At 60.2% G+C, this 15,075-nt stretch carries 18 protein-coding genes; all 18 read right to left on the bottom strand.

Going from position 1 to position 15,075, the window contains the following annotated elements; genetic code table 11:
• Positions 1–103 precede the first annotated feature (103 nt).
• Positions 104–658 carry a transglycosylase SLT domain-containing protein gene (locus HF949_RS16380; RefSeq protein WP_292900263.1) on the bottom strand — a complete coding sequence of 185 codons (555 nt, stop codon included), beginning with the start codon at positions 656–658 and terminating at the stop codon, positions 104–106.
• On the bottom strand, positions 630–1,907 hold the full coding sequence (locus HF949_RS16375) for a flagellar hook-length control protein FliK (RefSeq protein ID WP_292897023.1): 1,278 nt from the start codon (positions 1,905–1,907) through the stop codon (positions 630–632). The genes HF949_RS16380 and HF949_RS16375 overlap by 29 nt, the downstream gene beginning before the upstream one ends.
• A complete protein-coding gene (locus HF949_RS16370; RefSeq protein WP_292897022.1) occupies positions 1,904–3,187 on the bottom strand; it encodes a chemotaxis protein in 1,284 nt (427 codons plus the stop codon). The genes HF949_RS16375 and HF949_RS16370 overlap by 4 nt, the downstream gene beginning before the upstream one ends.
• On the bottom strand, positions 3,184–4,518 hold the full coding sequence (locus HF949_RS16365) for a MotB family protein (RefSeq protein WP_292897021.1): 1,335 nt from the start codon (positions 4,516–4,518) through the stop codon (positions 3,184–3,186). The genes HF949_RS16370 and HF949_RS16365 overlap by 4 nt, the downstream gene beginning before the upstream one ends.
• Positions 4,515–5,162 carry a hypothetical protein gene (locus HF949_RS16360; protein WP_292897020.1) on the bottom strand — a complete coding sequence of 216 codons (648 nt, stop codon included), beginning with the start codon at positions 5,160–5,162 and terminating at the stop codon, positions 4,515–4,517. Before HF949_RS16360 ends, HF949_RS16365 begins: the two co-directional genes overlap by 4 nt.
• On the bottom strand, positions 5,162–6,802 hold the full coding sequence (gene fliF, locus HF949_RS16355; protein ID WP_292897019.1) for a flagellar basal-body MS-ring/collar protein FliF: 1,641 nt from the start codon (positions 6,800–6,802) through the stop codon (positions 5,162–5,164). Before fliF ends, HF949_RS16360 begins: the two co-directional genes overlap by 1 nt.
• Before the next feature lie 117 nt (positions 6,803–6,919).
• A complete protein-coding gene (locus tag HF949_RS16350) occupies positions 6,920–7,789 on the bottom strand; it encodes a flagellin N-terminal helical domain-containing protein (protein ID WP_292897018.1) in 870 nt (289 codons plus the stop codon).
• Positions 7,790–7,991: 202 nt separating this feature from the next.
• Positions 7,992–8,861 (bottom strand): flagellin N-terminal helical domain-containing protein, encoded by an 870-nt coding sequence (locus tag HF949_RS16345; RefSeq protein ID WP_292897017.1) that lies wholly within the window; start codon positions 8,859–8,861, stop codon positions 7,992–7,994.
• Positions 8,862–9,077: 216 nt separating this feature from the next.
• Positions 9,078–9,815: a flagellar type III secretion system pore protein FliP gene (gene fliP, locus HF949_RS16340; protein WP_292897016.1), complete on the bottom strand. Its 738-nt coding sequence runs from the start codon at positions 9,813–9,815 to the stop codon at positions 9,078–9,080.
• Positions 9,812–10,315 (bottom strand): flagellar basal body-associated FliL family protein, encoded by a 504-nt coding sequence (locus HF949_RS16335; protein ID WP_292897015.1) that lies wholly within the window; start codon positions 10,313–10,315, stop codon positions 9,812–9,814. The genes fliP and HF949_RS16335 overlap by 4 nt, the downstream gene beginning before the upstream one ends.
• 24 nt (positions 10,316–10,339) lie before the next feature.
• The gene (gene flgH / locus HF949_RS16330) at positions 10,340–11,044 is read right to left on the bottom strand and encodes a flagellar basal body L-ring protein FlgH (RefSeq protein ID WP_292897014.1); all 705 of its coding nucleotides are present in this window, start codon (positions 11,042–11,044) and stop codon (positions 10,340–10,342) included.
• Positions 11,041–11,553: a MotE family protein gene (locus HF949_RS16325; protein ID WP_292897013.1), complete on the bottom strand. Its 513-nt coding sequence runs from the start codon at positions 11,551–11,553 to the stop codon at positions 11,041–11,043. Before HF949_RS16325 ends, flgH begins: the two co-directional genes overlap by 4 nt.
• Positions 11,554–11,562: 9 nt before the next feature.
• A complete protein-coding gene (locus HF949_RS16320; protein WP_404934570.1) occupies positions 11,563–12,666 on the bottom strand; it encodes a flagellar basal body P-ring protein FlgI in 1,104 nt (367 codons plus the stop codon).
• Positions 12,663–13,130 carry a flagellar basal body P-ring formation chaperone FlgA gene (flgA, locus tag HF949_RS16315; protein WP_292897012.1) on the bottom strand — a complete coding sequence of 156 codons (468 nt, stop codon included), beginning with the start codon at positions 13,128–13,130 and terminating at the stop codon, positions 12,663–12,665. The genes HF949_RS16320 and flgA overlap by 4 nt, the downstream gene beginning before the upstream one ends.
• Positions 13,131–13,136: 6 nt before the next feature.
• Positions 13,137–13,925, bottom strand: coding sequence for a flagellar basal-body rod protein FlgG (gene flgG, locus HF949_RS16310; protein WP_292897011.1), 789 nt, complete (start codon positions 13,923–13,925; stop codon positions 13,137–13,139).
• Positions 13,926–13,937: 12 nt separating this feature from the next.
• Positions 13,938–14,246, bottom strand: a complete 309-nt coding sequence (locus HF949_RS16305) for a flagellar hook-basal body complex protein FliE (protein WP_229448496.1) — start codon at positions 14,244–14,246, stop codon at positions 13,938–13,940.
• Entirely contained in the window at positions 14,243–14,662 is a 420-nt protein-coding gene (flgC, locus tag HF949_RS16300; protein WP_292897010.1) for a flagellar basal body rod protein FlgC, read from the bottom strand. Before flgC ends, HF949_RS16305 begins: the two co-directional genes overlap by 4 nt.
• Before the next feature lie 3 nt (positions 14,663–14,665).
• Positions 14,666–15,043: a flagellar basal body rod protein FlgB gene (flgB, locus tag HF949_RS16295; protein ID WP_292897009.1), complete on the bottom strand. Its 378-nt coding sequence runs from the start codon at positions 15,041–15,043 to the stop codon at positions 14,666–14,668.
• Positions 15,044–15,075 lie beyond the last annotated feature (32 nt).

Here is a 15,075-nt window from a genome sequence, read left to right as displayed (position 1 = left end):
GTAACTGGTCGGGCGAATCACGCACAACTATGAAATCTCAGGAGTCAATATTGGGGAGTCTGTTGGGCGGGTTTCCTGAGCTCCGCTGAAAGCGGGAATTCAATCAGTGATTGCAGAAGCGGCGTGCTTCCGGTGTCCAGGCACCAAAGCCTGTCGCGACCATGTTGGTGATCACGCGGCAAACATACCGTTTTTGGGCCGGGTCGTTATTGGGGCCGGCGTGGTAACGTGCCACCGCCATCGACCAGGAGCCATGTCGCTGCTTGAGTTGAATCAGAAATCGGGCGGCATAATCGACGTTCTGGCGCGGGTCCAGCATGGAGCGCAAATTTCGAAAATGCTCTCCATGGTAGTGGTGATTGATTTGCATGCAGCCGAGATCGATCAGTTTCTTGCCTTCGCTGCGTGCCTGTTCGAAGGTGCGGATTGCATCTGCAGCGCTGCGAGCGAAGACAGCTTTCCCTTCGATGTTGAGCGCGTAGGGCTGCAAGCTTCCTTTCACGCCGGTTTCCGTCAGTCCCACGGCATAGAGAATGCCGGCTGGCACGTGGTAAGTTTCCGCTGCACGAAGGATTTCACCTTCGCAGGCGTTTGCCGCGGCCTGGGCACTGCCGGCCATCACTGAAAGACTAAATATACAGGCCGCTATGTGACGCATCGGCGGTATCCTGTGACTGCCTGCCACCATTGCCGGCTTCTTCACGGGTGGAGCGATCGCCGCCGGTTCCCCGTGAAGGATCGCCTTCGCCACGACTGTCGCTCATGGACTGGAATGCTCCATCGCGTGTGTTGCCGCCGGTCGCGGTGTTGCTTTGACCTCCGGGAGTGGATTGTTGAACGGTGACCCGGTCAATGTCGTAGCCGAGTGAGCGCAGCGCTTTCACGATGGACTCGCTGTCGGTGCTGAGGCGATGACGCGCCTCGGTGCTTTCAACCTGCAGATCAACCATCAATTGCTCGCCCACGAGACGCAGCTTGGCTGTCACCGTCCCGAGCTCGGCCGGCTGAAGCTGGATCTTCAGGGTCTGCACCATCTTTCCTGCTTCGCCCTGCTGGCTGGCCTGCAACTGTGCTGCCTCACTCATTCCGGCGCGCGAGGCCAGAGGGGTCTGGTCGCCACCGACCGTGGGGGCCGGGGCGGGCGCACGCTGGATCGAGACAACGCGGATTTCCTGTTGTTGCTGCTGGGCATTCTCACGCGTAGGCCCCTCGTTACCGCCAGGGCCTCGCAGCGCCGCATCGGGCTTGCCAGGTTGTTTGGCCGCCTGCTCGATGGCTGCTGGCGTGGAAGGCTTTTCACCGACAGGCAAAGCGGCTTTCTCAGGTGCACCTGGCAGTTCAGGAAGAGGTTGCCCGGCCTTGTCCGACGGTTTGGCTGGCACTACGCGTTCCTGGGCCCGCTCGCTCGTCTGAACAAGAGGTTGTCCTGAAACCATCTGTGGCGCAGCGAGTGCGCCTTCGGAGACCGGGGGCGTGGCCGTTGGTACCTCACCGGATTGCACTGCGTGGCCATTCTCGTCGCCCGGAATTTCGCCCCCCGTTTCAGCCGCTCTTTCGTCACCCTTGGCGTCACCTGTTTCGCCGTTCAATCTACTGGGGACGGGTGCATTCGTTTGAGGAGAAAGTGTCTCGGGAAGGTGCTGCAGTTCGCTGCCTTCGGTCGGCGGTTCTTCATCGCTGGTGGGCTCTTTTCGCGCACCCAGACCTTCGGCGAGCGTCCAGCGTATCGGCTTCCAGCCTGTGGTTTCCTCGCTGGTTTTCTTCTCCCTGTCGCCCCTGGCGTTGCGGGTTTCCGTCAGAGCTTCCTCGAAGGCCGACGAAAATGGCTCTCCGCCCGCCCGCTTCTGGGACCCCGCGTCCAGCGTCTGCAGGGTGGTCGGCAAACTCCGGCTAATGGCGGGATTCATTGTACGGTTTCCTTTCCGAGCAGCGCATCGATGTCGTCGAGCTTGCTGCGCATTTCCTTCAGATAGCTATCTGCCTCATCATTCTCCGGATCGCCGGGGAAAACGGGGTCAGCAGCCTCCGGCGTCATGAGAGATGCAGCGCTTTCCGCGATCTCGGCGCTGCTGTCGTCTTCATCGGAAATTTCTTCGTCAGGCAGGCGTGCGTCCACAAGTTTCGGTTGGGGCTCCGCTACGAGGGCCGAGGTGTGCCGTGGTTCGTCAAGAACCGCCTTGGCTATGGCGACGGCCGCATCGAGCAGTTCCTGATCGGCTTTCGATAGCCGGTGACGATCGATGCTGTTCAGGGCGGTCAGGACGTCGTCCACATTGTCCGAACTGACGGAAGCCATGTTCGCGTAGAGAACGGCGCGTGGATCGCTGCCTCCGTCTGCGTCATGGCCATAGGCCATGGCCTTTTGCGAAGCGAAGGCGAGGAGCCGCTCATAACCCTCAATGGCGCTCTTGCGGGCAAGCCGCAGATACACGATCCTCGCTTGTTCATCGGACATTTGTGCAGTGACTTCGTCGACCATGGAAGGGTCGACAGTCTCGTGCAACTCCACCACAGCGGCCACGAATGTGTCGACGAACTGTGTGGCGTAGGGCGAGCGCAGAAAGCGCCGGACATACTGTTCCGATGCCCGCGCAAGCCGCTCGGTATCCTTGAGGGCGGCAGCCAGCGGGATGCTTCGCCGCAGGGCTGCTTCCTCTATGAGGGTCCCAGGACTGAGAAGCCGTGCCTCATCAAGCATTCGAACCGCAAAAAGCGGATTGTCCCGCGCCGTCACTGTTGCGCTGACGAGAGCGACAGGTGGCCCCACTTCCGGTGGAAGGGACTTTGGATCGATCTCCTGAAGCACAGACCGGGCCGCAGTGAAGTCTCCAAGCGCATAGCGCACTATTGCTTCTCCGAGCCGGGCCTCCTCGGCACCCAAAGAGAGTCTGGAGAAGAGCAGTTCGAGCGTCTTGGGATTGCCGCCGCTTAAGCCGTATATCAGCAATGCCTGCAGGTTCCGCGGATCCGAGAAATCCGCCGGGTCGGCTTTGCGTATGCGGCTGTCGATGATGCCGAGCAGCTTTTGCTGCATGGGCAGGGCTGCATGGTCGCCGTCCGCGATGCGGTCTTGAACACGCTGAAGCGAGCGAACCATCTGATAGGGCTGCATGGACGCCGCCTGCGCACCGGTTTCGACGACGAGACCGGTTATCAGAATAGCGGCGAATCTCGCAACTGCCCTCATCGTGGCACTTCCAGGAGGATTTCGATGCGGCGGTTGGCGCTGGCATACGGGTCTTCCGGCACCTTGAGCTTGCGATCGGCAAAACCTGCTACCTGCTCGATGCGCATCTCATCCAGCCCACCGCGCACCAGCATGTAGTAGGCGGCCTGAGCGCGTGCGCTGGATAGACGCCAGTTGTCATAAGTCTCGCTGCGGAAGGGACGTCCATCCGTGTGGCCTCGCACGCTCACCTTGCCCGACTGTTCGCTCAAGGTCTGGCCGATCTTGTCCATCGCGAGAACGAGTTCGCGTTGCGGTACTGCCGATCCTACCGGGAACATGCCGTTTTCAAGATCGTCGGTAATAGAAACAAGCACACCCTCATCCGTTGCGACAACGGATATGGAGCTCTCAAGCGGCGTTCCGGCGAACTGTGCAGCAAGCTGAGAGCGAATTTTCTCGGCAAGCTGCTCGCCTCTGTCCAGCGCATCCTCTGCGGGAGGCTCGGCGGACACTTCCGAGGCATCGCTCATCTGTGGTTTTTCGGGAGGAGCGGTTTCCTGTGCGACCGTTTCTTCCCGCTCCAGGGGTTTCAGGGGCTGAACCTCGCGAACCGGTTCCAGAGCGATTTCGGTTCCAGCCTCGGCCTCGGCAGCTTCCCGGGCCACGGCTGGTGGCAGATTCGCGCCGTTGCTCGGGAGATCGACATCGGTTCCGGCAGGGTTTTCACGTGCATTGTCGGGATCGCCATGGACACCGATCTGCGGGCGCGCGACCTGCTGCGACCAGAAATCGGGTGCAAATGGATCGCGGTAGGATTCTCCTCCGGACGCACCTGAGGAAGGACCCGCAATCTGCGCGCCTCCATCCCCTTTCTGGGAAATGTTCTGCATCGTGTCGGTGTTGGACGCGATTTCGGCAAGCACGGCATACGGATCAGAAAACAGGTTCTCGTCAGACAATTTCTGGATGTCCGACTGGCCAACTGAATTCTCGAAACTCATTGGCCCGGATGTCTGCTCCTGATTTTCCGATGGAGCGCCCGGTGCGTCATCCTCCACATCGTTCGGCGCGCTATCGACCGGATCGCCGTCGACGTCCTCAAGACCCTTGCTGCTCGTGTTGCGGTCAATGAGCTGCACGGAGTTGAAGTAACTTGCAAGCGCGGTTTTCGTATCTTCGTCGGTCGCGTTGATAAGCCACATGACCAGGAAGAAGCACATCATGGCGGTCATGAAATCCGCGAAAGCGATCTTCCATGCACCGCCGTGATGGCCCTCGTCTTCGTCGCCGCCGCCGCGACGAACGATAATGATCTCCGAGGCGCGATCCTCGTTCTCGGCGACGCTCATGAGATCAATCCTGCAAGTGTTTCCGACCACTCCGTAAGCCGGGTTTCAAAAAGTTCTTCATCGACTGAGATACTGATGTCGAATCCGGGGGCTTCCGCAAAATCGACATGACGCGCCTTCTCGCCGAGCCCCGCCTTCAGACTTTCCCATAAGGCCGGAGAACCACTGGCGCGAATGCGCAGGCTTTCCCGATCATCAACAGCGCTGCGTATCACGCGCTCCAGTTCCGCGATCGACCGCTTCTGAAGATCTTCCGTCAGAACACTGCTGAGAATCCGTGATGTGGCTTGTGAGGTCAGTGCGACCAGGTCATTCTCCAGCGCGGCAAAACGCGTTTCGATCGCCTGCCCCACTGCTTCGCCCATTTGATTGCGCAGTGCATCCAGCTCTTCAGCGTGCCGTTGACGTTCCTGTTGGAGGGCTACGGCATGTTCATGCGCGAGCTTCTCCGCCAGTGCGGCTTCCGCTGCCGCGATCATCTCGTCAACCTGGGTCTGCAATGGAGGGACCGCCTCCCTGGCAGGGGGCTCCGGACGCTCGATGAGGGAATCGAAGTGGCTGCTCTCCGCCCTGCGCGATGAGACTGGCGGGGCCGGGGTGCCAAAGTCTGGCAGAACGTCGAAGAGCGAAAGACCGGAAGACATCAACCGGCCTCCGCCTCAGCGCGCGCCCATTTGCGAAGAATGTGGGCGGTGCGCTCCTCATTGAGGTCGACCATGCGGGCCAGGCGTTCCTGTGGAGCGGGACGGATCTTGAGCCGGTGCGTGCCGTAGGTGTCGTCTTCCTCGAACTCGGGATCTGAGTACCCGCCATCCGTCAGGCGCGCCTGCTCTTCTTCGTGATTGGGAAGAGCCCGCTGCATGTCGTCGGAAACCGGACCCTGCGCTATGGCCGGGCGCATGAGGTTGGTGCCGATCGGCTTAAGACCGAACCAGGTGACGAGAAACGCGACGAGGATGAAGGCGGCTGCGTTGATCAGAGTACCTGTATGCTGTCCGACGGTATCGAGAATGCCCGGCTCAGGCATCGGTGTACCGTCGAGGCCGTCGATGAACTCGACCGACGAGACATTGATCACGTCGCCGCGAGCTTCGTTGAAGCCGGTAGCAGAGGCAACGACATTCTGAATTTCTGCAATCCGGGCATTGATCTGATCGGGCGTGGCGCTGGGGCCGAGGATCTCCAGGATTCTTGCCTGATTGACCACCACGGCAATCGACATCTTGTCGACGCTGTATCCGTTGCTGGTGGTGGCGATGCGCTTGGTGTTCAGCTCATAATTGGTAGTTTCCTCACGACGTTCGCTTTCCTCGGAGGATTTCGGACCCGCCGTGGCGGCAGTGTCGTCCTCGGGAAGATTCTGAGCCACCGAGGTTGGCTGAATGGCTGTTTCGCGATTGGCGCTGTCGCTGGAGCGGACGACCTGAACCGACCGTTCGACGCGTGAGTTCGGGTCATAAATGACCTCCTCGATCTGACGGGCGTCGGTGTTTACGTCTGCTTTGACGCTGGCGCGGAAGTTGTCTGGGCCCAGATAGGGCGCCAGCGCGCGGCGAATATTCTGCTCGATCTGGTTTTCGACCGTGCGTTCAACGCCTATGGAACGTTGCGCGGTGCTGTTGGACGGATCGTCGCCGGCGGCCAGCAGCGTGCCGGTCGAATCGAGAACGGTCACTTTCTCCGCGTCCAGACCGGGCACTGCGGCTGCGACCAGATAGCGGATCGAGGCGGCTGCGTTGGTTGCATCAAGGCTGGAAGCGCGGATGACGACGGAGGCCGAGGGCTGGCGTTCTTCAGTGCGGAACGTGCCGCGTTCCTGCATGACGATGTGAACCCGCGCTGCCTTGATGCCGGCAAGAGACTGAATGGTGCGGGCAATCTCGCCTTCAAGAGCTCGAACGCGCGTCACTTGCTGCATGAAGGTGGTGAGACCCAGGGAGCCGACATTGTCGAAGAGCTCGTAGCCGGCATTGGTGCTGCTGGGCAGTCCCTTCTCGGCCAGCAACATGCGTGCCTGCGCGGTTTTCCCGGCAGGGACCAGAACTGCCGTCCCATCCGAGACCACATCAAAACCGATGCCTGCCTCGCCCAGAACCAGCCCGATCTGGTTCACGTCGGACCGATCGAGCCCGACATAAAGAGTTTCATACGCGGGCCTGTTGAGATAGGCCGCGCCGGCGACGATGACGGCCATGAAAAGTGCCAGCATGCCCCCAAGAAGGGCAAGCCGGCGAGGGCCGAGGCTTTTCAGGTTTTCAACGACGGTCTGAATTTGCTCAGGCAACGCCCAATGCTCCCATACGAGTTCTGTCCGGGAGACTAGACGCCGAAACTTGTGCGAAAATGAAATGGGGCCGCGATGCGACCCCATTGTAAGAACGGCGTGGCTGCGGGCTTTTGCCTACTTGAAGAGGGACAGGATGCTCTGCGCGTTCTGATTGGCGATGGCGAGCGCCTGAATGCCAAGCTGTTGCTGTACCTGTAGAGCCTGAAGCCGTGTGGATTCCTCGTTCATGTCAGCGTCGACAAGCTGCCCGACGCCGCGCTCGATGGAGTCCATCAGGTTGGAGACGAAGTCTTTCTGCAGATCGAGACGCGTCTTGGCTGCACCGAGATCGGCTGCGGCATTGGACATGTTCGACAGGGCTGTCTCAACATCTGTCAGGTAGCCGTCGATGTCTGCGTCTGTCCCATTGGTCACGATGTCGATGAGCATGATGTCGTCGGCCAGACCGCCTGGAAGCCCGCCCGCGGCAAACAGTTTCACGCTGGCGATGTCGATTTTGATCGTGTCGACCGAGACCGTTCCGGCTGAAGAGCGATTATAGGATGAAACGACTTCGACGTTTCCGGTGTCATCGGTTGCGAGAATGTTGGTTCCGGCATAGCTTGCGCCGGTGGCGGCGCTCTTGATGTGGTCAAGCAGGATGTCGATCTCGGCCTGGATCTTGCCCTGGTTCTCCGCACTCGCGCCGCGCGCTGTCACCAATTTGGACTTGATCGCATCCACTGCTTCCAGAACGTTGTTCATGGCCGTGTAGGATGTGTCAATCTTGCCGGCGCCCAGCCCCAGTGCGTCCTGAACCGCCGATAAGGCCTTGTTGTCGGAACGCATTGTCGTCGCGATGGACCAATAGGCGGCGTTGTCGCTCGCTTCGGCAACGCGGTAGCCGGTGGAGATGCGGCCCTGGACCACGTCCATGGCCTTGTTGGTCGCCTTCAGGCTCTGCAATGCAACCATCGCAGAAGTGTTGGTCATGATGCTGGCCACGTGATCACCTCTTTGTTCAATCACTCCCGGTGGCACCGCGTGTTCGCGCCGGGTATGGTTAACGATAGGTAGATGCACATGGTTAACAGGCTATTAATGGAGGTTAACTGTTGCTCCAAATATCAAAAAAAGACGGGCCGCTCGAGTGAGCGACCCGTCTATCGTGGATTGATGCCGGCGCTTTTGCGCCGGGATCGATCTATTAGCGGAACAGCGACAGGATGTTCTGCGAATTGGAGTTAGCGATCGAAAGCGCCTGGATGCCCAGCTGCTGCTGAACCTGCAGGGCCGACAGACGAGCCGACTCTTCGTTCATGTCCGCGTCGACGAGCTGGCCAACACCGCGTTCGATAGCGTCGGAAAGCTTGCCAACAAAGTCTTTCTGCAGATCGACGCGCGACTTGGCGGCACCAAGTTCTGCTGCCTGGTCGGCGAGGGAGGCGAGAGCCGTCTCGACGGTGCCCAGAGCACTATCGATTGCAGCGTCACCAACCTGGCCGCCGGAAGCATCGAACAGAGCCGCTGCAACAACGCTGGCTGCGGAACCACCCGTACCAGCCGCGTCGAGCACCAGAACGTTGGCACCCGTCAGCGTGATCTCGTCAATGGTGACGGTCGCGCCGCTGCGGTTGTAGGACGCAACGATGTTCACATCGGTGTTGTCCTGGATGATATTTGAGCCGGCGTAGTTGGAGTTGCCGACGACCGACGTGATGTGAGCCTGGAGCGCGTTGATTTCGCCCTGGATCTTCTCCTGGTCTTCCTGAGAAGCACCGCGTGCCGTGACAAGCTTCTGCTTGATCTTGTCGACGGTGTCGATGACTTCATTGATACCCGTGTAGGCCGTGTCGATCTTGCCGGCGCCGAGACCCAAAGCATCCTGAACGCTGGAAAGGGCCTTGTTGTCGGACTTCATCGAAGTCGCGATGGACCAGTAAGCTGCGTTGTCGGAAGCTTCGCCCACGCGCAGGCCCGTCGAAATGCGGGACTGGGTGGTAGCCATGTTCTTGGAGATGGTGTTGAGGGTCTGCAGCGCCGTCATTGCCGACGCGTTGGTCATAAGACTTGCCATGGGATAAACGCCCCTGAAATACAAAACAAACGAGGGACATACCGGGCTTACCGGTATGACGGAGCGGCATCATGCCCTTGATCCCGTTGTAAGATCTGTCCGCCATGCTTGAAGGCATTTATCGCGGGAAAGTCCTACCAAAAGGATAATGGGCCGGCTTAATTTCGCAGGTCGGCGTTTTTTCTGAAGAAACGAATTGCAGGACCGCAAGGTCCCCTAAACGAAGGAGCGTACAAGGCTGCCGACGAGCAGGTTCCAGCCATCGATCAGGACGAAGAACAATATCTTGAATGGCAGGGAAACGACGGTCGGTGGCAACATCATCATGCCCATGGACATGGTGATGGTGGCAACGATCAGGTCGATGACGAGGAAAGGCAGGACAATCAGGAATCCGATCTCGAAGCCACGCCGGATCTCGGATATCATGAAAGCCGGAACCAGAACGCGCAGATCTGCGGTCTCCACCGTTATGTCGATGTCTATATTGCCGCGTTCCGCGGCCAGATCGGCGAAGAGTGCGAAATCCTTCTCGCGGACATTGTTGACCATGAAGCCACGGAAGGGTTCGGCGATACGCTGGACCGCGTCTTCTTCGCTGATCTCATTGTTCATGAGCGGGCGCATGCCTTCCGCCCAGGCCCTGTCAAAGGTGGGGGCCATGACATAGAAGGTCATGAACAGGGACAGGCTGATCAGGATAAGGTTGGCTGGCGTGGTGGGCAGCCCCATGCCGGCACGCAGGATCGAAAAGGCGATCACGAAGCGGGTGAAGCTTGTGACCATGATCAGGATGCCCGGCGCAACGGACAGGATCGTCAGAAGGCCGAAAAGCTGGATAATCGTGCCGATGGTGGAGCCGTCGGCACCCGTCAATGCACCAAGATCGATGGTTTGCGCCGCTGCTGCGGTTGGAACGAGCAGCGCGGCGGACAGGAAAGCGAGACGTCTCATTCGAACAACAGAGCCCTGAAGAGGATTTGCTTGACCGCGCCCTCGCTGCGAATGCTGGCGCGTTCTGCAAGATCGGAGCGAAGATGCTGCAGGCCGCTCGCGGTTTCCACCTGGCGCAGTTTCACCGTGCGCAGATACGCAAAAAGGTCCTGATGAATCGCGGCTGCCATCGCAGGGTCGGGCTCGCCCTCGAAAACGAGGGAAAGTTCAGCACGCACCCAAACTTCGCTCGGTTCGGCCAGATTGGTGGTGATTGGGTCCATCATGAAAATGCCGGGCGGCGTTTTGGCGGCGCCATCCTCATCGGTGGCGGGTTCGGCGGAGGCAGTTTCGGCGGTGGCCGCAGCGACCTCCTCGGAGCTGCCGGATCTGCTCTGCAGATAGCCGCCCGCGAACCATGCAGCTCCGGCGGCAAGGGCCGACATGACCAGCAGCATCGCCAACTGGACGATGAGGGATGGTCCCTTTTTCTCGGTAGGTTGCTGTTCAAGCAGCGCCATGCGTCTTCAGGCTCCGGCGTCGGGTTAGAATGGTAGCACCTGGTCGAGGAACTGCTGGCCATAGGGCGGCTGCTGAACCTCGCTGATCCGACCGCGACCCCCGTAGGAGATGCGCGCTTCGGCGATGCGTTCGTAGGAAACCATGTTTTGCGGATCGATGTCGCTTGGCCGCACGATGCCCTCGATGGTGAGGATGCGCAGCTCTGCGTTGACCCTTACCTCCTGCGTTCCGCGGATGCGCAGGTTCCCGTTGGACATTACCTGTGTGACCACCGCAGCGACGAGAAGACGAATGTTTTCCGAGCGCTCGGTCTGGCCGCCGCCCGCCGTTGATGTGCCGGAACCGATCTTGCCGTCGAGCGCAGCTGATGACCCCGCGCCGCCGATGGAGTAGGAGCCAGAAAGACCCAGACTGCGGTCCACATCCCGAGAACGCTCGGATTCGTTTTTGAAACGGGCCTTGTCATTGATCGAGATCTCGACCGTCAGAATGTCGCCGACATTGAGCGCGCGCGGATCGGTGAAGAGCCTGCTCTGCTTGTCGTCCCAAAGGGAGTAGCGGGTGAGCGCCGGTGCCGGACGCTTGGGATAGTTGTAAGCAGCCATAACCTCCGGATCGATGGACGCTCCGACCTGGGTCATCGCCGGCTCCTTGCCGATTTCCTTGAGCGATTGAGAGCAGCCGGCAACGAAGGCCAGTGGCAATAGAAATAGGGGCCGGAACGTCATGTCGGGTCCTCCGGCCGCGCGGCGCTGGCAATGATGGTCGTGAGCGTCGCTGCGGACTTGCTGTTCATTTCGTTGAGGATGATGCCAGCCGTGCGCGGTTCGAGCTTCATCAGGATGGCGGCGGCGAGTTCGACGCGGACTTCCGCAAGACGCTCAGCTGCCGCGTCGGGCCGCATGGAGGCGTAAATCTCGACAATGCCGGCCTCGGCCTGCGCGAGAAAGACGTTTCGACGCTGCAGCCAGCCCTCGTAATCGGCACGCTTTTGCTCGAGCGCGGCGATGCGCTCGTCCACTTCACCCTTGAGCTTCTCAAGCTCCATGGCCTGGAGGGCGTAGCGGCGATCGCGTGCTGCATCGGCGATGTTTGCGCAGAAACGCTCCACTTCGTCGGGCTTCATGGTCGCGGGGTTTTCGGCCGCCAGTGCGTGGAGTGGTGCGATCTGCGTGGCGACAACGAGACCCGCGAACACGGCCGTGGAGATTTTTTTCAATCGAAGACTGCGTGACATGCGGTGTACCTATTGCAGCACGAGTTCGGCCTGCAGCGCGCCGGCGGACTTGATGCCCTGGAGAATGGCGATGATGCCATCGGGCTTTACGCCAAGCCGGTTGAGGCCAGAGACAAGGGTTTGCAGGTTGGGGCCATCCAGCAGAGCCACATTGGCATCCGGCTGATCGGCCTCAATTTCGGTGAAAGGTTCGATCGCTGTCTCTCCGCGGGAGAACGGCTCCGGCTGTACCACGCGCGGCGTTTCGGTGATGCGGACAGTGAGCGCGCCGTGGCTGATAGCAACCCGGGAGATGCGCACGTCATTGCCGATGACCACCGTTCCTGTACGCTCGTCGACCACGACCCGGGCAGGGCCGTCGGACTCCACCATCAGGTTTTCGATCTCAGCGTAGAAGCGGGCGTAGGAAATACCCTTGGGCCTGCGGATCCGAATGGTGCGGGCATCTTCTTCGTTGGCAAGCCGTGCGCCAAAACGGGAGCCGGTATATGTGTTGATCGCGTCTGCAACACGCACGGCCGTTGAGAAATCCGCATTGCGCAATTGCAGGACAAGGCTGGCGCTGTCGGACATGGAGGCCTCGACCTTGCGCTCGATGATGGCGCCGTTGGGCACGCGACCGGATGTGGGTACACCCTGGGTCAACGTTTCGGCCTGTCCCTGGGCTGTAAAACCGGAAACGATGACAGACCCCTGAGCAACGGCGTAAATCTCGCCATCGGCGGCGCGAAGCGGGGTCATGACCAGCGTACCACCTGCGAGGGAAGTCGCGTCGCCGAGCGAGGAGACACTGACATCGATCCGCGCGCCGGACTGGACGAAAGGTGGCAGATTTGCCGTCACGATAACGGCAGCTACATTCTTCGCGCGAGCGCGACCGCCTTCCGACGCGATGCCGAGATTCTCGAGCATTGCACGCATGGACTGTTCGGTGAATGGCGAATTGCGCAGGCTGTCGCCGCTTCCCTGGAGCCCGATCACCAGCCCGTAGCCGACAAGCTGGTTGTCACGCGCGGCCTGCAGCATAGCGATATCCTTGATGCGCGAAGCGGCACCGGCCGGCAGGCTGAGCGCCATTGCCACGAGGACGGTGAGGAGCAGACGACACATCATATGGCACCCACCTGGACGCTACCATCCGCGAGCACCACCCCCATGAAGGTGCGTCCGCTTTCAATGTTGCGCAAGCGGATCATGTCGCCTGCAGCGCCGGCTTGAAGCGGTACGGCGCGGAGCGAAATGACGAGTGGGCCTTCACTGAAGGTTACGGTAACCGGGGTGCCGGTTTCCACCAGATAGGCATCGCGCACATAACTGATGGGTATGAGGCGGCCCGGAAGGAGGGTGCGCCGGGCAACTTTCCCGTCGATGTCTTCCAGCATACGGGCAATTGCCGTATTGCCGCGCGGCGGGCGTCGCAGGATCACTTCGTCGAGCGCATCGATGGAGATGGTTTCGCCGGGATAGATAACACGCGTGGAAACCACCGCCTGCTCCTGCGCTGCTGCCGGAACACCGGTCACAAAGAAGCTGGCCAGGGCCAGGACAAGTGCGGAGACGATGGAGTGCGTGTTCATGCGAACCTACCGGATCGACTGGGTGACGGTTGCGGCCATCTCATCGGCCGCGCGGATGACCTTGGAGTTCATCTCGTAGGCGCGTTGAGCGGATATCAGTTCGGTGATTTCCTTCACCGGATCGACATTTGAACCTTCGAGATAGCCCTGCTCGATGACGGCGAAGCCGGGATCTCCGGGTACGCCCTGGATCGCAGCACCCGAAGCGGGGGTCTCGCGGAAGAGGTTGTCACCAATCGGGTCGAGGCCTGCTTCATTGGCAAAGTTGGCAAGGGTTAACTGGCCCAGATCCTGAAGCTCTGCCTGGCCGTCAATTCGTGCAAAAACCTGCCCGGTCTTGTTGATCACCACCTCCACGGCATCTTCGGGAATGACGATCGCCGGAGTCACATTGTAGCCCTGGGTGGTGACGAGCTGACCGGTCGCGTTGGTGTTGAACGAGCCGGCGCGCGTATAAAGCGGCTCACCGTCCGTGCCTTCGATCTCGAACCAGCCTTTGCCGACCAGCGCAACATCGAGCTTGTTGCCGGTGTTGTTCATCGGGCCCTGGATATGCAGGTTGCGCACGGCTGCGGCCTTGACGCCGAGGCCGACATTCGCACCTTCCGGCACGATCGCCTGATTGGCGCGGCTGGGAACGCCCTGCATACGCTCCGTCTGATAAAGCAGATCGGAAAACTCGGCCCGGGCGCGTTTGAAGCCGGTCGTGTTGATGTTGGCGATGTTGTTGGCAATCACTTCAAGATTAAGCTGCTGGGCGCTCATGCCGGTGGCGGCAATCGACAGGGCTTTCATTAATCAGGCTCCTCAGATGGCCATTCGGCTGATGTCGAGATAGGCGGTGACAAGCTTGTCACGTACGGCAATCGCAGCCTGTAGCGCCTGTTCGGCGCTCATGACCGCGTCCACCACTTCCCGGGTTTCTGCTTCACCTTGCAGCGCCTTGATGGACACGCCCTCGGCATGGTTCAATTTCGCTACCGTGTTGGCCGCCGCTTGCCCGAGCATCGCGCTAAAAGCTTCTCCGGTTTCGGAGGTGGGGGCCTGGCGGGCCGGCTGCAGACCGGTGGCTTGCGTTAATGTGGAAGGGGCAATGCTGCCGACTGGAGGAATCATGACTGGCTCCGCATCAGATCAATGGTCATGGAAATGAGTTCGCGCGCCTGCTTGATGACCTGCAGGTTCGCTTCGTAGCCGCGATTGGCCTCACGCATGTCGGCCATCTCGATCAATACGTTGACGTTCGGCATCTTGACGTAGCCGCGTTCGTCCGCCGCCTCATGACCGGGGTTGAACTCGAGGGTGAATTCGGTGGGGTCACGGGCGATCGATCCGACCTCGACAACGCTGCCACCGATATTGCGGTCGAGCTCGGCAACGAAGCTGATGGTCTTGCGGCGATAGGGATCGCCACCCGGAATGTCGCTGGTGGACTTGGCGTTGGCCAGGTTTTCAGAAACCACCTGCATACGCTCGGACTGCGCCTGCAGGCCGGATGCTGCGACTTTCAGAGAAGCGGAAAGCGGGTCCACGGACTATCCTCTCGAAGTGTTCATCAACATGCGGTGAAAGGCCTTGACGATGGCCGTGTTGAGCTCGAACGAGCGACGAACCTCACCGGCATTGGCGAGCTCATCTTCGATTTTCACTGTGTTCTCCGAAGGCAGGACGGAGGGATCCTCGGTGCTGCCGACGGCAAAGGAAGCGTTGGTAGCGCCAAACTGCAGATGGTTCGGGTTGGTGCTCTTTAGAGCGACCCGTGTTCCGTTCAGCACGTTTTCGAATGGCTCGACTTCAAGCGCCTTGTATCCAGGCGTGTTGATGTTGGCGACATTGCTGGCCACCGTCGTCTGGCGGACGGATAGCCACTTCGCCTGCTGGGTGGCAAGGTCGAACAGGTTGACGGGCTGCATCAGGCAAGTCTCTCGGTCTATGCAAACATCCT

This window comes from Nitratireductor sp. (genome assembly GCF_017794765.1).
Lineage (GTDB): Bacteria > Pseudomonadota > Alphaproteobacteria > Rhizobiales > Rhizobiaceae > Nitratireductor.
Note: the sequence above shows the minus strand (reverse complement) of the source record. Positions and strands in the feature narration are given on the sequence as shown.